This window comes from Pandoraea sp. LA3 (assembly GCF_022696215.1).
In the GTDB taxonomy this organism is placed as follows: Bacteria; Pseudomonadota; Gammaproteobacteria; order Burkholderiales; family Burkholderiaceae; genus Pandoraea; species Pandoraea capi.
On the sequence record NZ_PTPY01000032.1, the window covers coordinates 71,008 to 94,284 of the forward strand.

Genomic DNA, 23,277 nt, shown 5'->3' on the forward strand with positions numbered 1-23,277 from the left:
GCCTCATGCACCTCCCGCAAACGCCTCGGCGAAGATGGCGCGGAAGTCCGGCGTCTCGGCGGCCGCCGCACGCGTCAGCACGCGGGTTTCGAGCTCGTCGAGATGCGCCGTCGCGAGCGCAATCGCCGCGTCGGTCTTGCCGTCGCGCAATTGCCCCACGAGCTGCGCGTGTTCGGTCGGTGCGCAGTGCATGAACTCGGCCGGGTCGTACAGCGCCTTATATAGCTCTGTCTTGGCGACGAGCGCACGCGCGAACGCATCGAGTTCGGCGCTATCGGCCATGCCGATCAACTTCAGATGGAATTCGCCCGCGAGCTGGATGGAGCGCTCGTGCGTGCCGTCGGCATGCGAGCGGGCTTCGGTTGCCGCGTGGGCGTCGAGCGCCGCGAGTTGCGCGTCGCCCAGCCTGCCGCAGATGCTCGCGATCACCCCGGTCTCCAGCACGCGCCGCGCACGGTACGTCTGACGAATGTCTTCGAGCGACGGCTGGGGCACGAACGCGCCGCGATTCGGTTCGAGCACCAGCTTGCCTTCGAAGCCGAGCCGCGCGAGCACCTTGCGCACCGCACCGCGCGTGCAGTCGAACGCCTGCGCCAGATTCCGTTCACGCAGCGGCATGCCCGGCCGGAGCTTGCCCGAGAGCAACGCCTGCGAGATCGCGGCGTAGACGCGCGCTTCGATCTGCTGTCCGGCGCTGCCCGGCGTGCTGTCGTCGTCAGCCGACATGGCAGTCGAAGCGGCGGTGGCGGGCGGGGACGAAGGCGAGGGCGGTGCTGCGGTGCGGCTCAAGCCGGTTCTCCTGGAAATACGCGGATCGCAATCCGTCGTGAGCGATCGTGCTTGATTGTGCGTGATCGCGCGGGTGTGGGGCGCATTGTACCTGCGCCTTCGCATTCGCCGTCAGGGTCGCACCCTCCCATGATGTCTGGCCTACGGAAGGTATCGGAAACCCTCGATTTCGGCCCGTCGGCGCTCGCGACCTTGCATTTCGGCAAATCGTTACCGATAATGGTCAACAAAAATGGTTAACCATTTTGTGTTATTTGGTTGATGATATGGCAATTCGCGAAGACATGCCATCCCGTCGACCGCTCGCGAAATGGACGAAACCATCGGGCCGCCGCGATTGCCGACTGCCTTGCGCGCATCACCCGATGCGAACGACAGCGAGACAACGCGTGACTGCCCTGTGAATCCCTTTGGGTCTGGAGACGTCATGAAACCTGTACATTGCCTGGCCGCGCTTCCCGTCGCGGCCTTCTATAGCGGCGGTTGGCTTGCCGAACACGTGGGTACCCGGCTGGCCGGGCTGCCTTTTCTGATGACGTGGAACATCGTCTGGTTGCTGCTCACGTCGCTGGTCATGGTCGTGATGTTCCGTTTCGACGGGTCGCGCGACGCCGCCCGCCGTCAGGCGTTGGCGGCCGATGTTGCCGACGCCGGTCGTCGCGATCACGACGGAGCCGCATCATGAACGCCGCGCTCGCCGTCATCGCGGCATTTCTCGCTTTCGCGCTTTTCGTGGGCTTGCGCGCACGACGCGGTCGCACCATGAGCCTCGAACAATGGGCCGTGGGCGGACGCGGCTTCGGCACGCTGCTCGTCTTCCTGCTGATGGCGGGCGAGGCCTTCTCGACCTTCACGTTCCTGGGGGCGAGCGGATGGGCCTACAGCAAGGGGCCGCCCGCGTTCTACATCCTCGCTTACGGCGCCCTCGCGTATCTGCTCGGCTACTGGATGTTGCCTGCGGCGTGGCGTCATGCGACGAAGCACCACTGCGTGTCGTTCTCCGACTTCTTCGCCACGGCGTACCACTCGCGCGCGCTGGGGGTGGTGGTCTCGCTGGTCGCCGTGCTGGGCATGAGCGCGCTGCTCATCATCCAGTTGCGTGGGCTGGGCATCATCGTGTCCGAGGCGTCATACGGCACGATCCCGCCAGCGGTCGCGATCTGGTGCGGTGCGATCGCGATGGTGGTCTACATCACGGTCTCGGGCATTCACGGTTCCGCAAGCATTGCGATCTACAAGGACATTCTGATTCTCGTGATCGCCGTGTTCCTCGGCATCTACCTGCCGCTGCATTACTTCGGCGGCTTCGGCGAGATGTTCGACCGCATCGAGGCGGCGCGTCCGGGCTTCCTGCAAATGCCCACCAGCGGGCTCACCCTGTCCTGGTACAACTCGACGATCCTGCTCACGTCGCTCGGCTACTACCTGTATCCGTACGTCTTCACGTCGGTGTATGCGGCGAAGACCGAGAGTGCGGTGCGCAAGAACACGATTCTGATGCCGCTGTATCAGATGGTCATCGCTTTCATGTTCTTCGTCGGCTTTGCTGCGATTCTGCAAGTGCCGGGACTCTCCGGCGCCGATTCGGATCTGGCGCTGCTGCGCATCGTCAAGCAGACGTTCTCGCCATGGTTCGTCGGCGTGATCGGCGGCGTGGGGGTGTTGACCGCGTTGGTGCCCGGTTCGATGATCTTGCTCAACGCGTCGACGCTGATCGCGAAGAACATCTATCGCGACGGCTTCGCGCCGCATGCGAGCGAAGCGTTCGTCGGCAAGCTCGCCAAGCGTGTGTTGCCGCTGTTCGGGCTGGTCGCGGTGTTCTTCGTGCTGCGCGGCGGTGCGACGTTCGTGGCGCTGGCGTTGTTCGCGTCGAGTCTGCTCACGCAGTTGTTCCCGTCGTTCGTGGCGAGTCTGCTGCCGCGTCCGTTCGGTAACAAGTACGGCGCGTTCGCTGGCATCGGCGCCGGTGCGCTCGTGCTGCTCGCCGCCGTCGGGTTCGACGTCAACCTTCGCACGTTGATGCCGGGTGCATCGGATACGGTGGCGTCGATCAACATGGGACTGGTCGCGCTGGCGGTCAATGCGGTGACGTTCGTGGCGGTGAGCGCGCTCACCCGTTCGCGCAACGTGGAAGCCGGAATCTTGAGGAAAGTATGACAACACTGGAAATTCGCAACGCACGGGGGCTGGACGGTTCGCCGGTCGACGTGCGTGTCGAGCAGGGCAAGATCGCGGCCATCGGATCGTCACTACCGCCGTATCCGGCGGCGGCCGTCGGTGTTGATGGTGCTGACGGTGCCGTGCATCGCATCGACGCGGGCGGGGCGCTGCTCATGCCGGGTTTCGTCGAATCGCACACGCACCTCGACAAGACCACGTGGGGCATGCCGTGGTACGTGAACGAGTGCGGCTCGCGACTCATCGACCGGATCGACAACGAGCGCGCGTGGCGCGCGGCCAGCGGGCACGATGCGGGGGCTGCGTCGCTGGCGCTCGGTCGCGCGTTCCTCGCGGCAGGCACCACGCGACTGCGCACACACGTCGACATCGACACGGAGGCGGGCTTGCGGCATCTCGACGGCGTGCTCGCCACGCGTGAGACGCTGGCCGACCGGCTCGACATGCAGATCGTGGCGTTCCCGCAGTCGGGCGTGCTCGATCGCGCAGGCACCGTCGAACTGCTCGACGCGTCGCTCGCCCGTGGGGCGGACGTGCTCGGGTGGCTCGATCCGTGCGCCATCGACCGCGACCCGAAAGCATCGCTCGACGCCATGTTTGCGCTCGCCGACAAGCATGGCTGTCCCGTCGACATCCATCTGCACGAACCGGGCGAGATGGGCGTGTTCTCGTTCGAGTTGATGCTGGAGCGCATTGCGGCGCTCGGCATGCAGGGCAAGGTGGTGGTGTCGCACGCCTTCTGCCTGGGCGAACTCGACGCCGCGCGTGCCGACGCGTTGCTGGCGCGTCTGGCGGATGCCGGGGTGGCGCTCATCACGACGGCGCCGCCGTCGCGTATCGTGCCGCCGCTCATGGCCTGCCGTCGCGCCGGAGTGCCGCTCGCCGGCGGCAACGACGGCATTCGCGATACGTGGACGCCCTACGGCTCGCCCGACATGCTCGAGCGCGCGATGATGATCGGTCTGCGCTACAACCTGCGGCGCGACGACGAACTCGACATCGCGTTGGATTGCGTCACGCATCAGGGTGCGCGTGCGTGCTGGTTCGAGGACTACGGGCTTCACGTCGGCGCTCGGGCCGATCTCGTGCTGGTCGATGCCCTGAACGCGGCGCAGGCGATCGTCACCCGTGCGCCGCGCCGTTGGGTTGTCGCGAACGGTCACGTGGTGGTGAGCGAGGGCATGGCGGTATGACGCTTTGGCTGGCCATCGTCGCGGTGGGGCTTACGCTGCGCCCGACGCTCACCTCCATCAGCCCGCTGCTGCCGCAGATTCGCGAGGCGACGGGCATGAGCTATCCCGTCGCCGCCTTGCTCACGTCGTTGCCCGTGCTGGCGATGGGGGCGGGCGCGTTTGCCGCGAGCGGGCTGACGCGGCGCTTCGGTGAGCGCAGCGGTGTGCTGCTCGGACTGGCCGCGCTGGCGCTGGCGTGCGGTGCAAGGTTCGTGGCAAATGACACCGTCACGATGATCGCGACGGCGCTGGTGTCGGGCGCCGGCATCGCCATCATTCAGGCGTTGTTGCCCGGCGTGGTGAAAGCGAACTACAGCGCCGCGCGCATGACGTCGATGATGGGGCTGTACTCAGCGGCACTCATGGGCGGCGGCGGTCTCGGGGCCGCCGCGAGTCCGTGGGTGGCTGCCGAGGCGGGCGACTGGCGCGCGGGGTTGGGGATGTGGCTGGCCGTCGTCGGTCTGGCCGCGTTCGCGTGGTGGCGCGCGCCGTTCGCGCGCGCGGCGGCTTCGGCCGCGACCCTGGCGACACCCGCAACACCGGCGACGGCGGATGCACTGCGTGCGGCATGTCAGGCCGCAACGGCGCGCATCGCAGATCAGGCGCCGTCGATGCTCGATCTGTTGCGCAAGTCTCGCGCGTGGACGCTGGCCGTCTACTTCGGTCTCATCAACTGTACTTACACGACGATGGTCGCGTGGTTGCCGCCGTTCTATCAGGCGCGGGGCATGAGCGCGACGCACAGCGGCGCGTTGCTCGCCGGGCTCACGGCGTGTCAGGTCGCGGCGGCGCTGATGTTGCCTTGGCTCGCACGCGCTCACGTCGACCGCCGCCGCTGGCTGACGTTGGCGCTCGCGGCGACGCTGGGCGGTCTCGTCGGGCTGGTCATCGCGCCGGACGCCGCACCGTGGGTGTGGATCGGCGGCATCGGGTTCGGTCTGGGCGGCACATTTTCGCTGGGACTGGTGCTGGCGCTGGACCATCACGCGCATCCGCGTCACGCGGCGGCGCTGGCGGCGTTCATGCAGGGCGTGGGCTTTTGCATCGCGGCGCTCGCCCCGTTTGCGGCCGGCGCGATCGTGGCGGCGACGGGGAGCTTCCTGCCGTCGTGGATCGGGCTCGTCGTCATCAACGTCGCGCTGATCGCACTGACGTGGCGCTTCGATCCGCAGGGATACGCGGCGGCGCTCGGCCTGTCGCGAGAGGAGCCGGAGGCACGAGCGGGCGGGCATCGGCACGCCTGAGCGGACATCGTCCCTAAGACGAATGCCCGCCAAATGTCCTCGAAAAGGCAACGCATGTGAGTCCGAATTGCAAGACATGCGTTGCGCACGCGAGACACGTCAGGACGATGCAAAATTCATGCGAGCACATACGCAATCCGCGCTAAGATGGCTCATCGTGTGATGTCGCAGCGGGGCGTCGTCGCGAGACCGTTGCCCCCGGCTCAACCTGATCCCTCGGTCCTTCAGAAGATTTCGGACTAGCGCCCTTCGGGCCCGGGTTGGCTGCGTGCTGCCGGATACCAGGGGAGAACGGATGCTCGGAAAGGCGCGCAGGGCGGTGGGACGATCGTTCGGGACGTTACGCGTCGCGAGTGGTGTCTACCGCGTCGGCACGTCCACTGCCGCGACGATCTTCGCGGCGTTCATCACGACACTGGTCGCCACCTTCGTCTCGACATTCCCTGCGCATGTTTTGGCTGCCGACACTGCGGTGTCCGCCACCGCTGCGAAGCCCGCGTCGACTCCCTCGGCCTCCGCTTCCAGCGCATCGTCTTCTTCCTCGTCTTCCGCTTCCGCCTCCCTGTCCACTGGCACCGACCAGCGCGTGCTGCGCAGCGACGGAGCGTATGCGAACCTTCACGTCTTTCGGCCTGCCGGGGCCTGCAACGGCGTGGTCGTGCTCAGTCCCGGTGCGGGCGACGACCGCGATGCGCTGTCGTGGCTTGGCCGTGCGCTCTCGAAGTCCGGCTGGCTGGCGGTGACGATGGCGCATAAGGAAAGCGGTCGCGACTCCTTGCGGGACCGGGTGCGCAATGGCGGGTTGCGCGACGGTTTGCTTGCGCTCACTACGGACCCCGAAGCGTATGACGATCGTCTCGAAGATGCCGGGGCGGCATTGCATTGGGCGCGCGGTCAGTGTCATGCGGGACCGGCGGTCTTCGCCGGACATTCGATGGGCGCGGTGACCGTGATGATCGAGGCGGGGGCGAAGAACAAGCTGGGGCTCGATAGCGACGATCGCTTCGACGGTTACATCGCGCTCTCACCGCAGGGCAAGGGTGCGATCTTCCCGGCGGGCGCGTGGCATGACATCCGCAAGCCGGTGCTGCTGGTGACCGGCACTCGGGACGAGCCGCTCGAAGGCAAGTGGCAGACGCGCACCGAACCGTTTGCGGATATGCCGCCGGGATGTCACTGGCTGGCGGTCGTCGACGGTGCGACGCATTTCAACTTTGCGGGCTTCGGTTACGGGCACGGCGATATCGAAGCCAAGATCCTGCCGCTGATCCAGCGATTCCTCGACAACGTGCGTGGCCATCGATGTAGCGTGCCGTCACCGGCGGCCGGCGTGAAGTTCGACACCAAATAAGGCGGACCATGGCCGAACAGGATCTCACGCGCGGCCCCATCGGCAAGACCCTGTTCTGGTTCTCGCTGCCGGTGCTCGGCAGTAACGTATTGCAATCGCTCAACGCGTCGATCAACGCCATGTGGATCGGCCATTATCTCGGCGAGTCGGCGCTCACTGCCGCGTCCAACGCCAACATCCTGTTGTTCTTCCTGCTCGGTGTCGTCTTCGGCATCAGCATGGCCAACACCATCCTCATCGGTCAGTCCATCGGCGCGAAGAATCATGTGCTGACGCAGCGCATCGTCGGCACGAGCGCGACGTTCTTCGTGCTGATGTCGGTCGCCGTGTCCGTGTTCGGCTACGTCTTCACGCCCGAGTTGCTGGGCGCATTGGGGACGCCGGGCGATGCACGCGAGTTTGCGGTCGCGTATCTGCGCATCATCTTCGTGGCGTTGCCGGTGATGTACTTCTACAACTTCGTCATGATGGCGCTGCGAGGCGCGGGCGACGCGCGCACCCCGTTTCGCTTCATGCTGCTGTCGGCGGGACTCGACATCGCACTCAACCCGTTACTCATTTTCGGCTGGGGACCGATCCCGCCGTTCGGCATTGCGGGCTCGGCGGGCGCCACGCTCATCGCACAGACGGTGAGTCTCGCGGCGCTCATGTACACCCTGTACCGGCGGCGCGATCCGCTGTGGCTTACGCGTCGCGACTGGAAGTATCTGCGCATCGATCCGGGGCTGTTGCGGCTGATCGTCGTCAAGGGATTGCCGATGGGATTGCAGATGGTGGTGATCTCGTCGTCGGCCATGGTAATGATGGGATTCGTCAACGGTTACGGATCGCAGACCACGGCGGCCTACGGCGTCGCGTCGCAGTTGTGGACGTACGTACAGATGCCGGCGCTGGCGATCGGCGCGGGCGTGTCGTCCATGACCGCGCAGAACGTCGGTGCGGGGTTATGGGATCGCGTATCGAAGATCGGACGTGTCGGCGTCGGACTGAACTTTGTCATGACCGGCGCGCTGGTCATCGCCATTCTGTTGTTCAACAAACAGTTCATGAACGCCTTCTTGCCGGGCGATGGCTATGCCATCTCGGTGGCGCAGCATATCAATGCGGTCGTGGCGTGGTCGTTCGTGCTGTTCGGGGTGACCATCGTGCTGTTCGGCGTCGTGCGGGCGACGGGGGCGGTCACGGCGCCGCTCGTCATCCTGTTCGTCTCGCAGTGGGTGATCCGCTTGCCGTTCGCGTGGCAGATGCAGAAGACGTGGGGGGCTGATGCGATCTGGTGGAGCTTCCCGCTCGGCTTCGCCGTGTCGCTCCTCATGGCGCTGTCGTACTACAAGTGGGGCAATTGGCGTGGCGTGCGAATGCTGCCGAAGGGGCCGCCTGCCGTTGCCCAGACCGAAGATGCGGCGAGCGCGGCGGCAGGTCCTGCGCCGGTGCCGGTGCCTGTCGCGGCTGCGCAGTCGACATCGCCCTCGTCTTCGTCGGCTTCACCGCCTGCGGAGTCTCAACCGTCCGCTTCCCGCGCCGCGGCCACGGGTCCCGCCCCCGATTCCGATTCCGATTCCAGCAACGCGCCGCGCGACCCTCGCGCCTGACAGCGCCTGCTCCAGTTCACTGCGAGTTTCCGATCCATGGCGACGCGGCGTCTGCCAGCGCGTGGCGCAGCCATGTCAGCAGGGCTTCCTTGGCGGGGTTTGCGGCGAAGGGTTCGCGTGAGAGCGCGACATAACCCGAGCCGTCGCGGATAAAGCCGTAGGGGGCGACGAGGCGACCTGCGCTCAGTTCGTCGCTCACCATGTAGACCGATCCGATGGCGGCGCCGAGTCCGGCGCCGGCGGCTTGCAGGCTCAGATAAAAGTGTTCGAACGGTGGCGTCTTGCCGTGCGCTTCGAGTGAGGGAAGCGTGGGCGGCGAATCGCGTCGGGTCGATTGCATGGCGCGCAGCCAGTCTTGCCAGGCACTGGGGCGGGTGCGCGTGCCGAGTGGATTCAGACGTGGGGCGGCAAACGAGGCGGGCAGTCCGACCGGCCCGATCCATTCGTCGGCGAGCGGTTCGGCGGCGAGGGTATGGCCCCAGAAGAAGTCATTGCGTCGGATCGCGACGTCCACACCGGCGTTTTCGAAGTCGAGCGGGCCACCGGCGGAGTGAAGGTGGAGGGCGATGTCGGGGTGAGTCTGAGCGAACGTGCCGAGGCGGGGAATGAGCCAGCGCATGGCGAGGGTGGGTTCGCAGGAGACGACGAGTGTGCGGGAGGCGGCGTTGGCGTGGAGGCTGGCGACGGTGGACGCGAGTTGGTCGAACATTTGCCGGGTGGTGGCGTGGAGGCGGGTACCGGCGGGGGTGAGGAAGACGGCGCGGTTGCGGCGTTCGAAGAGGGGAAAACCGAGGGCGAGTTCGAGCGTGCGGATTTGCCGGCTGACGGCGCCGTGGGTGACGAAGAGTCGGTCGGCGGCGCGGGCGAAGCTGAGTTCGCTGGCGGCGACGTCAAAGACTTGGAGGGCGTTGAGAGGCAAGGGGCGCGTCATACGTGAGAAATTATCACGGATCGGGGGCCAAAAACATCGTTTTTCGGGCGAGAAAAGACCAAGGAAAATACCGCCGAAATGACGAAAAGACGTCAGGACTCAAACGCTAAAAGTGCGATGAGCGACGGATCGGGGCCCTGTTCTGAACCGAGTTGGGTCTATGTCTGAGGGGCGGAATAGGGCCCCGGTCCGTCGCGGCGTGGGCATCGGTCCAGATGTCAATTCCGGCCAGGACAGCGGTCTCGCGCAGACCGTCGGCCTCAAATCAATCAGTGAGAATTCATCATGCAAGAGTTATTGGCGGTAATGACAATCACGGTGCTGGCGGTAATCAGCCCGGGCGCGGATTTCGCGATGGTGACGCGTGAGAGCTGGCGTCACGGTCGCAGGGCGGGGTTATGGGCGGCGTTGGGTATTGCGGCGGGAGTGCAGGTGCATGTGGCGTACACGCTGGTGGGCGTCGGCTTGTTGATTGCGCAGCTGCCGTGGTTGTTCACCGGCATCAAATGGGTCGGGGCGGCGTATCTGGTCTACATCGGCTGGCGGACGTTGAAGGATCGGTCGCCAGTCGTCGATGTCACCGAGGAGTCGCCTTCGTCGTCGGCCGCAGCGATCGATTTGGATGAACAGACATCCACTCGCTGGCGTGAGGACCTGCAAGCCTTCCGCACGGGCTTTTTCACCAACGCGTTGAATCCGAAGTGCACGTTGTTCGTCGTGAGTACCTTCACGCAGGTCGTTCATCCGGGCACCGGGTGGGGATTGGGACTAGCGTACGGCGCATTCATGTCGTTTGCCCATTGGGTGTGGTTCAGCCTCGTGGCGCTTGGCTTTTCGGCAGGGTGGATGCGTGCAGCGATGGTCCGGCGGCAGCATCTCGTGCGACGCACCATTGGCGGTGCGTTGATGACGCTGGGGGGACTGCTCGCGATGGCGAGCCGCTAGCGGGCGGCAGATGACGGCGGAGGGCGTTTGCGTCGGGGCGGAAACAAAGTCGTGAGCGAAGTTGTGACGCTTCGCGCGAAATTCGCCCCGAATGGCAGGGAAATGGCGCAGGAATGTCGAAAAAATGACTGAAAAGTGGCAGGAAAGGCAGGGAAATCCTTTCAAATGCCCCTTTGGTCACAAATAGTCACAAATTTATGACGCGCCGGAAGCACCGTCACAGCAGACGATAGGGGTAATGTGAGTGCCCGCTTCGAAGGTTTTGCCGATGCATCTTTAGTCAATCGGTGAATGAACGGGTAAAATTGCGCGTTCGGCGCACGCTGGCTACGGTCGGCACGCGCGTTACATGCCCTTCCCACTGCCGATGGAATTCCTGCCCAACGCGGTTTCCCGCATGATTTCCCACCGTGCCCTGCGCCTGGCGATCGCCAGTGTGCTCAGCGTCTGCGCGCTCGTCTCAGGCGCCGCGCATGCTTTCTCGTTCGACGACGTCGCCAAACAGGCCCGCACGCTCGCGAACAGCCGTTACAAGCCGAAGGATCCGAACCTTCCCAAAGACCTTCAGAACCTCACCTACGACCGCTATCGCAACATTCGCTTCAAGCCCGAAAAGGCGCTGTGGCGTGCGCAGAAGCTGCCGTTCGAACTGATGTTCTTCCATGAAGGCTCGTACTACGACCGTCCCGTCAAGATCAACGAACTGATGGGCAACAGCGTGCGCGAAATCCGCTACAGCCCGGACATGTTCGACTTCGGTGCGCTCAAGGTCGACCCGAAGCAACTGCGAGGCTTAGGCTTTGCCGGGTTCCGGATCCACTACCCGGTCAACACGCCGAAGTACAAAGACGAGGTCATGGTCTTCCTCGGCGCGAGCTATTTCCGTGCGCTGGGCAAGAACCAGACGTACGGCCTGTCCGCACGCGGTCTCGCGCTCGACACCGCGCTGAACTCCGGTGAAGAGTTTCCGCGCTTCACCGAATTCTGGATTCAGCGTCCCGCGCCGGGCGCCAAAGAGCTGATCATCTACGCGTTGCTCGATTCGCCGCGCGCTACCGGCGCGTATCGCTTCACGCTGCGTCCGGGAGTCGACACGACCGTCGACGTCAAGTCCGAACTGTTCCTGCGCGAGAACGTGACCAAGCTGGGCATTGCCCCGCTGACCAGCATGTTCTTCTTCGGCGAAAACCAGCAGCCGCCGGCCCCCGACTATCGTCCCGAAGTGCACGACTCCGACGGCCTCTCCATTCAGTCCGGCACCGGCGAATGGATCTGGCGTCCGCTCGTCAATCCGAAGCGTCTGCTCGTGTCGTCGTTCTCGCTGTCCAACCCCGGTGGTTTCGGGCTGGTGCAACGCGATCGCGACTTCAACAATTATCAGGACCTTGAAGACCATTATGAGTCGCGCCCGAGCGCCTGGGTCGAACCCAAGGGCAAATGGGGACAAGGTCGTGTAGAGTTGGTGCAGATTCCTACACCGGACGAAACCAACGACAACATCGTCGCCTACTGGGTACCCGATGCACCGCCGAAGCCAAAGCAGCCGTATGGGCTGGAGTACCGGCTGACGTGGCAAAAAGATAATGACAAACGCCCGCCTCTCGCGTGGGTGACGCAAAGCCGCCGTGGTCACGGCTACCGGGGAAAACCAGACGACAGTCTGCTGTTCGCGCTCGATTTCGAGGGCCCGGCGCTCAAGAAATTGCCGGATGACGCCAAGGTCGAAGGCAATGTGTCCATCGATGGTAACGGCAAGATCCTTGAAGTGCAGACGCAGCGCAATGACGTCACGGGAGGCTATCGCGTCATGCTTCGCATGCGCCGCCTCGATTCCGAGAAACCCGTCGAAATGCGCGCTTACCTGCGCAACGGCAGTAACACCCTATCCGAAACGTGGAGCTACCTGTTACCCCCCGAGTGAGCGAGCGCTCCGATATTCCGGTCGACGAGCTTTATGTCGACCGGCTGCCCCTGCCCGCCGAGAAACGTCGCGCCCTGCTCGCGCAGGCGAAGCGTGACGGCGGCGATTCGCTCGACATCCTGACTCGCTTGCAGCGTTTGCTCGCCGCACGCGGGACGCATGTCGCCGGCGAGGGCACACCGTCTGTTGACACTGAACCTGCGTCGACTGACGTCGGCAAGACGTCGCAGATCGACGGCCAGACCGACGCGACTGTCGCACCGACGGCCGTGGCGACGGCGGCATGGCACGCCCATGATCTCGCGGAGATCGAATCCGACAGCGATGCCGTGCTCGCGTCGCAACCGGTGCGTCTTTCGCTGACCGAAGGTGGCTCACTGGCCGCTGCGGCCGGCCTGAACGACGTACGCGGCGTGCAGACGTTGCGCGTGGCGCCGCCGGTGCGGCGCACGTCGCTGATTCCGCGTGCCTGGTCGCTCAATCCGCTCGCCCGCCTGTGGCGCAAGATCACCGGCCGCCAAGACCCCGATCCGCTAGTGCGCGACGCCCCCGATCCTAAGGGCAAGTGGTCGCAAGCGGGGCGGCGTCGCCGCTGGATGCTGCTCGCGCTGATGATTGCGCAGACGGCGCTCGCCACGCACTTCATGGCGTCGGTGCTGCCGTATCACGGCGCCGATCCGCTCGAATTCTCCGTGCTCGTGCTGTTCGTGCTGCTCTTCGGCTGGGTGTCTGCCGGGTTCTGGACGGCCATCTTCGGCTTCTTCGTCCTGCTGTTCGGCGGCGAGCGTCACATGATCTCGAAGATGGCGGCGGGCGATGCGCCTATCGCGCCGGACGCGCGTACCGCCATCGTCATGCCGATCTGCAACGAAGACGTCGGCCGCGTGTTCGCCGGTCTGCGCGCGACCTACGAGTCGCTCGCCCGGACCGACTCGCTGGAGCGCTTCGACTTCTTCATCCTGTCGGATTCCAACGAGGCCGATAACTGCACGGCGGAAGTCGATGCCTGGCAGGCGTTGTGTCGTGAGGTCGGTGGCTTCGGTCGCATCTTCTATCGCCGTCGACAGCGTCGCGTGAAGCGCAAAAGCGGCAACCTCGACGATTTCTGCCGCCGCTGGGGCAGCGATTATCGCTACATGATCGTGCTGGATGCGGACAGCGTCATGAGCGGCGAATGCCTGACGAAGCTGGTGCGCATGATGGAGTCGCACCCGAGCGCAGGGCTGATCCAGACGGCCCCGCTCGCGGCAGGACGCGAAACGTTCTATGCCCGCTTGCAGCAGTTCGCAGGGCGTGTGTATGGCCCGCTGTTCACCGCCGGTCTGCACTACTGGCAACTCGGCGAATCGCACTACTGGGGCCACAACGCCATCATTCGTCTGAAGCCCTTCATGGAGCACTGCGCGCTCGCGCCGCTGCCGGGAAAGGGCGCGATGTCGGGCGCGATCCTGTCGCACGATTTCGTAGAAGCGGCGCTCATGCGTCGTGCTGGCTGGGGCGTGTGGATCGCCTACGACCTGCCCGGCAGCTACGAAGAAATGCCGCCGAACCTGCTCGACGAACTCAAGCGTGACCGTCGCTGGTGTCAGGGCAACCTGATGAACTTCCGTCTGTTCCTCGCGGAAGGCATGCACCCGGTGCATCGCGCGGTGTTCGTCACGGGCGCAATGGCCTACGTGTCGGCGCCGCTGTGGTTCATCTTCCTGATTCTCTCGACGTGTCTGCTGGCCAAGCACACGCTGGTGGTGCCCGAATACTTTACGGCGCCGCGTCAGTTGTTCCCGGTCTGGCCTGAGTGGCATCCGGAGCGGGCGCTGGCGCTGTTCTCGGCCACGGCCACGTTGCTGTTCCTGCCGAAGATCCTGGCGGTGCTGCTGATCTGGGTGAAGGGCGCGAAACGCTTCGGCGGCTGGTTCGCCGTGACGGTGAGCATGTTCATCGAGATGGTGTTTTCCGCAGTGCTCGCCCCGGTGCGCATGCTGTTCCACACGCAGTTCGTGCTGGCGGCGCTCACGGGCATTGCGATCCAATGGAAGTCGCCGCCGCGCGAAGATGCGGAAACGCATTGGGGCGAAGCCATTCGCCGCCATGGGTTGCAGACCGTGATCGGGATGGCGTGGGGCGGTGTCGTCTATTGGCTCAACCCGGACTTCATCTGGTGGCTGATGCCGATCGTGGGCTCGATGATGATCTCGATCCCGGTGTCGGTGTTCTCCAGCCGGGTCTCGCTCGGACGCGGTCTCAAGCGCGCGCGTCTGTTTCTCATTCCGGAAGAGTCGTGGCCGCCAAAGGAATTGCGGATGACGGAGAAGTACACCGCCGAGGCAGGCAAGCATGTCGGGTTCGTCGACGCCGTGATCGATCCGATGGCCAACGCGCTCATCGCGTCGAGCGTGAAGCCGACGCTTGACGATGCGAAGCGCGATGCGCTGCGTGCGGGACGTGTCGAGACCGCGTTGCTCAAAGGCCCGACCAAGCTGACGAACATGCAGAAGTGGGAGTTGCTCAACGATCCACGTGCACTCGCGGCGCTTCACTTGCTGGTGTGGACTGATCCTCGTGCGAACCCGGAGTGGTGCGACGCGCGCGCCAACGGACTGTCGCAGGGATTTCTGGCGTCGGCATGATGTCGGTTGAGGCGGCCTGACGCCACTTCGATTGCACGATAAAAAACGGCAAGGCGTCGCGCCTTGCCGTTTTTGTTTGTGCCGATCGGCTGACAGGACACGTGTCGAGAGAACGTCCGGCGTGCCGTTGCGTATCGGTTGTCCGTGGGCTGTCTGAGGTTTGTCAGCGCGGCGGAAGGAAATCGCTCGGATTGAACGGCGTGCCTTTCTGTCGGACTTCAAAGTGCAGTTTCACGACGCCATGCGAGTCCGTGTCTCCCATGCTGGCGATTCGCTGCCCCTTCGTGACGGTGGCGCCTTCCTTCACGAGCAGCGCGCTGTTGTGCGCGTAAGCCGTGAGGTAGCCATTTTCGTGCTGCACCATCACGAGGTTGCCGTAGCCGCGCAGCCCGTTGCCCGCATAGACCACCTTGCCAGCCGCCGCCGCGAAAATCGGATCGCCAACCTTGCCGCCGATATCGATGCCCTTGTTGCTGCTGCCGTTGTAGTTCGCCAGCACGTTGCCGGTGGCGGGCCACGTCATGGGGATCTTGTTCGTGGCCGTGCGCGGTGCGGCGGGCGCCGGTGCCGGTTTCGGCGCGGGGCGGGTTTGCGCACGCGGACGTGACGCCGTCGACGGCGAACTCCCGCCGGACGATGCCACCGGCGCCGGCGTGCTCGTGGCCCCCGGCGGCGGCACGACACGCAGCACCTGCCCGACCTCGATCTTGTCGGCGTCGGCCAGACTGTTCCAGTTCACCAGATTGGCCGTGCTGGTGTTGTTCGCGCGAGCGATGCCATAGAGCGTGTCACCGGACTGCACGCGATAGCTGCCAGCGGGTACCGGGCCATACGTCGGCGAACCGGCACAGGCGGCCAGCGTGGCGCACACGGTCAGGCTGAGCAGATGGGTGCGACAGCGCGCGAACCTGTGAGACCGGGCGGGCGTGCCGACGTCGGCTTGCGATGGCGAAGTTTGCAGCAGAGGCAACAGTCGCAGAGGTCGCAGCAGGGGTAGCGGCCTCAAAAAGCGGAAAAGACGATTAGGCTCCATCCGTGGGCAGGTAAAAGATTCTGAGGGTGGAGACCCGCTGGCGGTTGCATGACGTGCCAGCCACGGCACTTTTCAGGTGTGTGCGTCGAATAGGGGAAAAACGTCGGAAAACGGTTCCGGACAGCACAAAACTCGGGCTGGACGCGCGACAACGGCATAGGCGCGGGACAAAACGCCCATTGTACGGGCGTCGACAGGCCGTCGGACATTCGAAGAGCGCCCAAATTCCCGCCTATTTGCGGAATTTGTTACTTAATTTGCGGTATTTCCCCTGTTGACAAGCGTCGGCGCGACACGTATAAAACCAACTGCAGATTGTCAAGCCGCGAAGTTGTTGTCAGACGTAGTTTTCCTGCTTCTCGCTGGTTTCTAGTCCTTCATTTTCCCTTGATTGTCAGCGCTTCACGAGGTCATTCCGACCTCAAGCTATTGTTTTATTAGGAAAAAACATGGAAACCGGTACTGTTAAGTGGTTCAACGACGCAAAGGGCTTCGGCTTCATCACCCCGGACGCCGGCGGTGAAGACCTGTTCGCTCACTTCTCGGAAGTGAAGGTCGACGGCTTCAAGTCGCTGCAAGAGAACCAAAAGGTCTCGTTCGAAGTCAAGGTTGGCCCGAAGGGCAAGCAAGCTGCGAACATCAAGCCCATCTAAGGGCTGACCGCTTCTCGTGATGTCGCGCTCGCTTTCGGGCGACGCGATGTCCCGCGATCAACAGGCTCGATGACGAAAGTCATCGGGCCTGTTTGTTTTCTGCCTGTCGTATTTCCCCGTCGTATTTTGACTGCCTGACGCATGCGTTCCCAGAACGTGCAGAATCGTATTGGACGTGCACGCGGACGATGTCACCGTCACGGTTCGACGCTACAATGCCTGATCGCATTTCCATTCGCGCACGCATACGCATTTTTCCGGGGCAATCATGAGCCTGCAAACCTGGTGGCTGTTCATAGTCACCACTTTTTTTGTCTCGGCAACGCCGGGGCCGAACATGCTGCTCGTCATGACGCACGGCGCACGCCACGGATTGCGCGCGTCGCTGGGGACGATGGCCGGCTGCATGACGGCGCTCATTGCCATGATGTCGATCTCGGCGGCTGGTCTGGGCGCACTGCTCAAGGCCTGGCCGATGCTGTTCGACACGTTGCGCTATATCGGCGCGGCCTATCTCGTCTATCTCGGTTACAAGAGCTGGCGCTCGCCGGTGAATACGCAGGATGAGGCAGCAAAGCTCGCTACGCCGGCGCTGGCCGCCGATTCGAGCTTCGGCAAGCTGTACAAGTCCGGTTTCCTGGTCGCGGCCAGCAACCCGAAGGCGATTCTCTTCGCAGCGGCTTTCCTGCCGCAGTTCATCGATCCGACGGCTGCCAAGCTGCCGCAGTTCGCGATTCTGCTCAGCACCTTCGCCGTCATCGAGGTGAGCTGGTACATGGTCTACGCGACTGGCGGCCTGCGCATTGCGCCGTATCTGCGCGAAGCGCGCGTGCTCAAGGCGTTCAACCGCATCAGCGGCGGCGTGTTCATGGGCTTCGGCGCGTTGATGGCAGCGGTGCATCGCTGATCGGGTTCGGGGAGTGCGCGGGGGATGCAGATGTGACGGTGGCTTGGGTCACGGCGCCGGGCAATAAGGATGTGAAAGCGATGGCAGGGCTCTGGAAAGGCCCGGGTGCGGCGCGCGGCACGGGGAGCAGTATGCTGGCGCACCGGAGCACTCAATATTTCCGGTCGGTGACCGTTAACGTTCATGACCCGATACGCGGTGCCGGAGCCAATGGGCGGGGAGTTGCCCTGGCGTTGCGCATCGCAGCGGCTTTATTACGTACGGATCGCGTGGTTGCGCGCGACCGTCACGGGGACAAATAGAAGATCAGGTATGGAAACGACAGAACCGCAGGTGACACCGGCGCCCACGGACGAAGAGTCTCAACTGCATGACTCGTATCGCATCAGCAACCCGCTGGAGATCGGCGGCGTGCTGCGTCATCTGGCGACCCGCGGCGACTTCATGACGGTGTACTTCGCGAACGGCCAGCGTCAGCTCGTCACGCGTCTACTCAAGGTCGAGCCGCAAGCCCGCGGTTTCTACTTCGACTGGGGCGGCATCGAGACGGAGAACCGCGCATTGCTCGCCAACAAGCGCGCGCTGTTCGTCGGTGTGCCCGAAGGTATTCAGGTGCATTTCCCCATCGGCGATGTCGAGGAACGCGAATACGAAGGCTATCCGGCGTTCTATTCGTCGTATCCGGAAACGCTCGTGCGCTTGCAGCGCCGTGACTATTTCCGTGTGAAGACGCCGATCCTGGATCCGTATCAGTGCACAGTCAAATTCCCGGACGACACGCCGATGCGTCTGGCGGTGTTCGATCTTTCGCTGGGCGGTGTCGGGCTGCGCACGAAAGCGGAGGCGGCTGCCGAGATTCCGAAGGGCTCGATGCTCATGCACGTGGAGATCGAGCTGCGCGACTACGGCACGGTGCAGGTCGATCTGGAGGTCTGCGCGGTGCGTGCCGTGCCGCTCGCGAAGGATATCGAGTACCACATCGGTTGCCGCTTCATTGCGCTCTCGCGCACGGCCGAATCGCGTCTGCAAAAGCTCATCACGCAGCTTGAACTCAATCGCAAGGCGTTCGCGCGCGGTTAACCCGCGGTTAACCGTTAACGGGCTAAGCGACGCCGCTGATCCCTGCGATCGGCAAAAGCAAGAAGGGCGGCCCTTGGTCGCCCTTTTGTCTTTGCCGCAGCGCTTCGTCGACGCTGCCGGCCGTCAACCCGGTGCCTGTATCCTCAACGCCGGAATCGCGTGAAGCAGCCGCAGCAGGTCCGCTTGCCGGCGGCAGCCCGTCTTGTCGAAGATGTGACGCAGTTGGGTGCGTGCGGTGTTGATGGCGACATTGGCGTCCTGCGCGTACTGGGCCAGTTCGCGGCCTTCTGCCAGTGCCTGGGCGAGGCGAGCCTCCGCCGGCGACAGACCGAACAGCACCTTGAGCGTGTACGGGCCGAGCGTCATGCGACGATCCAGTTCACCGATCGTCAGCATGGCCATCGGACGTTGCCACGGCGCCGAGCAGGCGTGCGACTCGCGCAGCGGCAGCACCGTGACCACCCAGTGGTGCTGGTTGTCCCCATGCAATCGATGGCTTCCTGCCACGGGCATCGCCGCCGTTGCGTTGGTGATCAGGCGTCGCACCGCCTGCTCGTCGCTCGGCAGCAGCGCCGAGAACTTCCCGCCACGAATGCCGACGTTGCGCGTCGCCCCGAGGATCTGGTGTGCCGCGACGTTCAGGTAGTGCGCGTGACTGGTGTCATCGGTAATGACGATGGCCATCTCGAGATGGTCGAGCACGGCCATGCCGATCGCCGCCTGGGCTTGCAGATGCCGTGTGCCGGCCCGCAAGCGCGCAGCGCGTGCGATGTGCTTCGTCAGGATTTCCAGTTCAGGCGCGTTGTCCGCGTCTTCGAACGGCACGTGATCCGGGCTGCGCAGGATGGCAAGCAACTCGCTGGTACCGTCCGCGCCATCGAGATGCAGGCCGTAGGTGTAACGCACGCCGTTCGGAATGAGGAAGTCGTTGAACAGCTCGCTGCGCGCGACGTAGCGGTCGCTCAGGTGATGGTGGCACCGCATGGCATGCCCGACGGGCTGACGCAGCATGAGGGCGACGCGCGGGTCGGTGGGGGCGAGCTTCTCGACGAACTCGCGGATGAGATCGGGCGAGGCGTCGAGCGAATTGGAGTCGCGCGTGGCACAGTGGCGCACGCGATCCCAGGTCACCGAGTGGAACCCCATGCCGCCGGCCCACTGATTGAAATCGCGCAACGCCTGATCCCAGTGCGCGTCGTCGAGCACCCCGTCATAGCAGGTGCCGATCAGCGCATCGAGAGACATCTTCCCCGTGCCGTCCACCATCGCCTCCCCTGGCTCTGTTTCGACGAACTACCGTTGCCGTGCCCAGTAACGCCTTGCGTAACCTTTACGTTGGCCTCTGTCGGGCGATGTCACGCATAGTGGGTATTCTGGCAAGCGATATCACGGCCATCAATCGGGGATCAATGCTCGCGTTGTTGCACCGCCACATCGTGAGCGACGGGGGCCTCGCCGCGCGCCTCACGTACGCCGTCGGGGTAGATACGAACGAGCACGATGCGCGGGCCTTGCATCTTCTTGACGACCACCGAGAAGCCGTTGAAATCGACCTTCTGCCCCTCGCGCGGCAGATAGCCTAGCGCGTTCATGATGAGACCGCCCACGGATTCGGCATGCTCGCTCGGAATGTCGAGGCCGAGCGCGCGTTCCAGCGTGAGGATCGGCAGACTGCCGCGTCCGATGAGCGTGCCGTCTTCCATGCGGGTCCAGTCGTCTTCCGTCTGACGGAATTCGTCGCGGATTTTGCCGACCAGCGCGGAGAGCAGGTTATCGAGCGTGAGGAAGCCAATGGGTTTCTGGTCCGGCCATCCCACGATGGCAAAGTGCGGCGCACCCCGACGGAAGCGGCTGAAGAGCTCGCGCGCCGGCATATCGGGCTTCACGCGTTCGACCGGACGCGCCATGCTGCCCAGATCCTCGATGGACTGACCGTGGTGTTCGGCAAGGAACAGATCCTTCAGGTGGACCACGCCGAGCACGGTTTCCCCGTCGTTGTCGAAGAACGGATAGCGGCTGTAGCGATGGCGATAGGCCGTGTCCATGTTCTCCCGGAACGTGGCGTTGCGACGGAAGGCTGCCACTTCGCTCATCGGACGCATCAGGTCGGACACCGTCAGATCGCTGAAATCGATGGCGTAGGCGACTACGTTCCAGTCGTCGCGCGAGAGCTTTTCGCTTGAGGCGCCCCGGCGCACGATCAGCTTGATTTCGTCGGCCGAGTAGTGCGCGTCGGTGCCGTGCGACGGATCGAGTCCTGTCCAGCGCAGCAGACGGTTGGCACTGTGGTTGAGCACCCAGATGGCCGGATACATCAGCCAGTAGAAGCCGTACAGCGGCGCGGCTGTCCATACGGAGACGGCTTCCGGCATGCGCAGCGCCATCGATTTCGGCGCGAGTTCGCCCACGACGATGTGCAGGTACGAAATCGTGAAGAACGCGATGAAGAACGCCAGCGCGTGAATCAGCTCCGGGGAGCTCACGCCCACGAGTTCGAACAGCGGGGTGAGAATGCGCGCGAAGGCGGGTTCACCGATCCAGCCAAGACCGAGCGAGGCGAGGGTGATGCCGAGTTGGCACGCAGAGAGGTAAGTATCGAGTTGGCCGTGGACCTTGGCCAGGATACGACCGCGCCAACCTCGTTGGCGGGCAATGACATGAACGCGCGTCTGGCGCAGTTTGACGAGGCCGAATTCCGCCGCCACGAAGAAGCCGTTGAGCAACACCAGCAGGATCGCAGCGACGATCAGTAAGAAGTTTTCCAAAATATCAGTAATGGGACGACAGGCCCACCAGTATAAGTGACAAACGCCGTCGCCAATAAATATCCGTGGTCTCGCGGTGTTTTGCCAACCGTTCGCAGGTGGTTCAAGGGGCTTTCGCGGTGGATGCAGGCAGGTTTGCGACAGGCTGGTCCAGCGCCAGCCAGCCGGGCATGGCGAACGCCTCGACGAGGAAGTCGATCATCGCGCGGACCTTCGCACTCAGGTACTTGCGCGACGGGTAGACCACATAGATGCCGCGCTCACCCTGCGTGTACTCGGGCAGGAATTCGACGAGACGGCCGTCGCGAACGGCGTCCTGCACCAGAAACGCCGGTTGCAGGATGATGCCGCTGCCCGCAATGGCCGCCGCCACGCACGTGTCGCCATTGTCGGCAATCAGCCGGGCATGTGTCTGTACGGAGACGGGGCCGTCCGGACCGTCGAAATGCCATTCGCGGCGGTGCAGGAAGTTGCTGTAGCCGACGGTCTCGTGACGGGTGAGTTCGCTGGGATGCGCCGGTGTGCCGTGCTGCGCGAGATAGCCCGGCGATGCGCATAGCAGCAAGCGAGTGCCGGCCAGCCGCCGATGCACGAGGGACGAATCCGGCAGGCGTGAGATGCGGATGGCGAGGTCGTAACCTTCGTCGACGATATCGACGAGCCGGTCGCTCAGCGTGATGTCCAGGGAGACCTGCGGGAACTGCGCGAGAAACGTGGGCCAGAGAGGCGCGAGATGCAGCACGCCGAAGGTGTGGGGCGCGTTGATGCGCAGCGCGCCGGCGGGCTGGCCGTCCTGCTCGCCGGCCATGGCGTCGGCTTCGTCCAGCTCCGCGAGGATCTGGCGGCAGCGCTCGACATAGCGCTGGCCGGGCTCGGTCAGTGACAGGCGTCGCGTGGTGCGCTGAAGCAGGCGCGTGCCCAGACGCGCTTCGAGGTCGGCAACGTAGCGCGAGACGGCCGTCTTCGAGATGCCCAACGAATCGGCCGCCTTCACGAAGCTGCCCGATTCGACCACGGCGATGAAGCACTCGATCTCGCGAAGTTTGTTCATGCCGGGGCGATACTCCTCTGAGTCGTGCGATGAGATGGCACGACAGCGACGGCGGACAACCCTTGTCCGCCGTCGCTGTCATTGTCGCTATTGTGCCAGCGCGTTTGCGCGCGCGAGCGACGGCGCCGCGTTGCCGAAGGCAAAGGCGTCCATGCGCAGCGCGCCGTAGGTCGAGCCGGTGTCGAAGTGCGTCTGGCTGAGCGCATTGTCGGCCGCGCCCATCGCGATGTAGATCGGCAGCAGGTGCTCGTCGGTCGGATGGGCGCGCTCGGCGTGCGGCGCGCGTGCCCGGTAGTCGAACAGCGCGTCGAGATCCATCTTCGCCAGATGCTCGGTGAACCAGGCGACGAATTCGGCGAGATACGGCGCTTCGGCGCGGTCCTCCGACGGCGCGCGGAACACCTCATGCAGATTGTGCGTGAAGCTGCCGGACGCCACGATCAGCACGCCGTCGTCGGCGAGCGGAGCGAGCATTTGCCCGAGCCGATACTGATATTCCGGACGCATGTGCCGCTGGAGCGACAACTGCGTGACGGGGATATCGGCGTCCGGGAACAGGTAGCTCAGCGGCACCCATGCGCCATGATCGAGTCCCCATTGATCGTCGGTCACCGCTGGCAGCCCGGCATCGCGCAGGCGCTGCACCGTGCGCTCGGCCAGCGCCGGCGCACCCGGCGCCGGGTATTCCAGTTCGTAGAGTTCGCGCGGGAAGCCGCCGAAATCGTGGATCGTGCGTTGCTGCGCGAGGCTACCCACGCGCGGTGCAGGCGTCGACCAGTGCGGGGAAATCACGAGAATTTCCTTGGGACGCGGCACCGCACGCCCCAGCGCCGTCAGCAACGGGCCGGTGCGGCCCGGATCGACCGCGAGCAGCGGCGAGCCGTGGGAGACGAAGAGGGTCGGAAGGGCAGACATGGCAATCACTCCTGCAAAACAGCGAATCGACGTTGCGACATGACGTCGCGAATCAGCGGTAAC

Annotated in this window: 19 protein-coding genes; 12 read left to right on the forward strand and 7 right to left on the reverse strand. The window is 64.3% G+C overall.

Translation table 11 applies throughout. The annotated features are described in order from the left end of the window. Nucleotides 1–3: 3 nt before the first annotated feature. The gene (locus C5N93_RS14075) at nt 4–789 is read right to left on the reverse strand and encodes a GntR family transcriptional regulator (RefSeq protein WP_242559746.1); all 786 of its coding nucleotides are present in this window, start codon (nt 787–789) and stop codon (nt 4–6) included. A 427-nt stretch (nt 790–1,216) separates the two neighbouring features. On the opposite strand from C5N93_RS14075, the gene C5N93_RS14080 reads away from it, so the two are divergent. The 6 genes from C5N93_RS14080 (at nt 1,217) to C5N93_RS14105 (ending at nt 8,386) form a co-directional block, all read left to right on the forward strand. Continuing rightward, nucleotides 1,217–1,474 carry a DUF3311 domain-containing protein gene (locus tag C5N93_RS14080; RefSeq protein WP_150719773.1) on the forward strand — a complete coding sequence of 86 codons (258 nt, stop codon included), beginning with the start codon at nt 1,217–1,219 and terminating at the stop codon, nt 1,472–1,474. Further along, on the forward strand, nt 1,471–2,946 hold the full coding sequence (locus tag C5N93_RS14085) for a sodium:solute symporter (protein ID WP_242559747.1): 1,476 nt from the start codon (nt 1,471–1,473) through the stop codon (nt 2,944–2,946). The genes C5N93_RS14080 and C5N93_RS14085 overlap by 4 nt, the downstream gene beginning before the upstream one ends. Then, complete coding sequence (locus tag C5N93_RS14090; protein ID WP_242559748.1) at nt 2,943–4,160, forward strand: amidohydrolase family protein; 1,218 nt, start codon at nt 2,943–2,945, stop codon at nt 4,158–4,160. The genes C5N93_RS14085 and C5N93_RS14090 overlap by 4 nt, the downstream gene beginning before the upstream one ends. After that, entirely contained in the window at nt 4,157–5,443 is a 1,287-nt protein-coding gene (locus C5N93_RS14095; RefSeq protein ID WP_242559749.1) for an MFS transporter, read from the forward strand. The genes C5N93_RS14090 and C5N93_RS14095 overlap by 4 nt, the downstream gene beginning before the upstream one ends. Nucleotides 5,444–5,762: 319 nt before the next feature. Further along, a complete protein-coding gene (locus tag C5N93_RS14100; protein ID WP_242559750.1) occupies nt 5,763–6,794 on the forward strand; it encodes an alpha/beta hydrolase in 1,032 nt (343 codons plus the stop codon). 8 nt (nt 6,795–6,802) lie between these two features. Next, complete coding sequence (locus C5N93_RS14105; protein ID WP_242559751.1) at nt 6,803–8,386, forward strand: MATE family efflux transporter; 1,584 nt, start codon at nt 6,803–6,805, stop codon at nt 8,384–8,386. 16 nt (nt 8,387–8,402) lie between these two features. Here the strand turns inward: C5N93_RS14105 and C5N93_RS14110 are convergent, their stop codons facing one another. Next, nucleotides 8,403–9,305, reverse strand: a complete 903-nt coding sequence (locus C5N93_RS14110; RefSeq protein ID WP_242559752.1) for a LysR family transcriptional regulator — start codon at nt 9,303–9,305, stop codon at nt 8,403–8,405. A 297-nt stretch (nt 9,306–9,602) separates the two neighbouring features. On the opposite strand from C5N93_RS14110, the gene C5N93_RS14115 reads away from it, so the two are divergent. The 3 genes from C5N93_RS14115 to mdoH all read left to right on the forward strand — a co-directional run bounded on the left by C5N93_RS14115 (nt 9,603) and on the right by mdoH (nt 14,810). Then, nucleotides 9,603–10,262, forward strand: a complete 660-nt coding sequence (locus tag C5N93_RS14115) for a LysE family translocator (protein ID WP_242559753.1) — start codon at nt 9,603–9,605, stop codon at nt 10,260–10,262. Nucleotides 10,263–10,659: 397 nt separating this feature from the next. Continuing rightward, nucleotides 10,660–12,183, forward strand: a complete 1,524-nt coding sequence (locus C5N93_RS14120) for a glucan biosynthesis protein G (RefSeq protein ID WP_139133190.1) — start codon at nt 10,660–10,662, stop codon at nt 12,181–12,183. After that, a complete protein-coding gene (mdoH, locus tag C5N93_RS14125; RefSeq protein ID WP_242559754.1) occupies nt 12,180–14,810 on the forward strand; it encodes a glucans biosynthesis glucosyltransferase MdoH in 2,631 nt (876 codons plus the stop codon). The genes C5N93_RS14120 and mdoH overlap by 4 nt, the downstream gene beginning before the upstream one ends. Before the next feature lie 163 nt (nt 14,811–14,973). Here mdoH and C5N93_RS14130 read toward each other — a convergent pair whose 3' ends face one another. Then, entirely contained in the window at nt 14,974–15,696 is a 723-nt protein-coding gene (locus tag C5N93_RS14130; RefSeq protein ID WP_347403307.1) for a peptidoglycan DD-metalloendopeptidase family protein, read from the reverse strand. A gap of 596 nt (nt 15,697–16,292) precedes the next feature. Here C5N93_RS14130 and C5N93_RS14135 point away from each other — a divergent pair. The 3 genes from C5N93_RS14135 to C5N93_RS14145 all read left to right on the forward strand — a co-directional run bounded on the left by C5N93_RS14135 (nt 16,293) and on the right by C5N93_RS14145 (nt 18,483). Beyond that, nucleotides 16,293–16,496, forward strand: a complete 204-nt coding sequence (locus C5N93_RS14135; RefSeq protein WP_044456973.1) for a cold-shock protein — start codon at nt 16,293–16,295, stop codon at nt 16,494–16,496. A 268-nt stretch (nt 16,497–16,764) separates the two neighbouring features. Continuing rightward, nucleotides 16,765–17,403 (forward strand): LysE family translocator, encoded by a 639-nt coding sequence (locus C5N93_RS14140; protein WP_069342236.1) that lies wholly within the window; start codon nt 16,765–16,767, stop codon nt 17,401–17,403. Nucleotides 17,404–17,715: 312 nt separating this feature from the next. Beyond that, nucleotides 17,716–18,483, forward strand: a complete 768-nt coding sequence (locus C5N93_RS14145) for a flagellar brake protein (protein WP_242559756.1) — start codon at nt 17,716–17,718, stop codon at nt 18,481–18,483. A gap of 123 nt (nt 18,484–18,606) precedes the next feature. Here C5N93_RS14145 and C5N93_RS14150 read toward each other — a convergent pair whose 3' ends face one another. The 4 genes from C5N93_RS14150 to C5N93_RS14165 form a co-directional block, all read right to left on the reverse strand. Beyond that, nucleotides 18,607–19,749 (reverse strand): PAS domain-containing protein, encoded by a 1,143-nt coding sequence (locus tag C5N93_RS14150; protein ID WP_242559757.1) that lies wholly within the window; start codon nt 19,747–19,749, stop codon nt 18,607–18,609. A 140-nt stretch (nt 19,750–19,889) separates the two neighbouring features. Next, nucleotides 19,890–21,248 carry a hemolysin family protein gene (locus tag C5N93_RS14155; RefSeq protein WP_242559758.1) on the reverse strand — a complete coding sequence of 453 codons (1,359 nt, stop codon included), beginning with the start codon at nt 21,246–21,248 and terminating at the stop codon, nt 19,890–19,892. A 103-nt stretch (nt 21,249–21,351) separates the two neighbouring features. After that, entirely contained in the window at nt 21,352–22,299 is a 948-nt protein-coding gene (locus C5N93_RS14160; protein WP_242559759.1) for a LysR family transcriptional regulator, read from the reverse strand. A gap of 87 nt (nt 22,300–22,386) precedes the next feature. Next, nucleotides 22,387–23,214, reverse strand: coding sequence for a class III extradiol ring-cleavage dioxygenase (locus C5N93_RS14165; RefSeq protein ID WP_242559760.1), 828 nt, complete (start codon nt 23,212–23,214; stop codon nt 22,387–22,389). Nucleotides 23,215–23,277: the final 63 nt, after the last annotated feature.

Excerpts from the sequence above, each read along its gene's own strand:
- C5N93_RS14080 (WP_150719773.1), top strand. The coding sequence starts at position 1,217 with ATGAAACCTGTACATTGCCTGGCCGCGCTTCCCGTCGCGGCCTTCTAT.
- C5N93_RS14085 (WP_242559747.1), top strand. The coding sequence starts at position 1,471 with ATGAACGCCGCGCTCGCCGTCATCGCGGCATTTCTCGCTTTCGCGCTT.
- C5N93_RS14090 (WP_242559748.1), top strand. The coding sequence starts at position 2,943 with ATGACAACACTGGAAATTCGCAACGCACGGGGGCTGGACGGTTCGCCG.
- C5N93_RS14095 (WP_242559749.1), top strand. The coding sequence starts at position 4,157 with ATGACGCTTTGGCTGGCCATCGTCGCGGTGGGGCTTACGCTGCGCCCG.
- C5N93_RS14105 (WP_242559751.1), top strand. The coding sequence starts at position 6,803 with ATGGCCGAACAGGATCTCACGCGCGGCCCCATCGGCAAGACCCTGTTC.
- C5N93_RS14115 (WP_242559753.1), top strand. The coding sequence starts at position 9,603 with ATGCAAGAGTTATTGGCGGTAATGACAATCACGGTGCTGGCGGTAATC.
- C5N93_RS14120 (WP_139133190.1), top strand. The coding sequence starts at position 10,660 with ATGATTTCCCACCGTGCCCTGCGCCTGGCGATCGCCAGTGTGCTCAGC.
- C5N93_RS14135 (WP_044456973.1), top strand. The coding sequence starts at position 16,293 with ATGGAAACCGGTACTGTTAAGTGGTTCAACGACGCAAAGGGCTTCGGC.
- C5N93_RS14140 (WP_069342236.1), top strand. The coding sequence starts at position 16,765 with ATGAGCCTGCAAACCTGGTGGCTGTTCATAGTCACCACTTTTTTTGTC.
- C5N93_RS14145 (WP_242559756.1), top strand. The coding sequence starts at position 17,716 with ATGGAAACGACAGAACCGCAGGTGACACCGGCGCCCACGGACGAAGAG.
- C5N93_RS14150 (WP_242559757.1), bottom strand. The coding sequence starts at position 19,749 with ATGGTGGACGGCACGGGGAAGATGTCTCTCGATGCGCTGATCGGCACC.
- C5N93_RS14160 (WP_242559759.1), bottom strand. The coding sequence starts at position 22,299 with ATGAACAAACTTCGCGAGATCGAGTGCTTCATCGCCGTGGTCGAATCG.
- C5N93_RS14165 (WP_242559760.1), bottom strand. The coding sequence starts at position 23,214 with ATGTCTGCCCTTCCGACCCTCTTCGTCTCCCACGGCTCGCCGCTGCTC.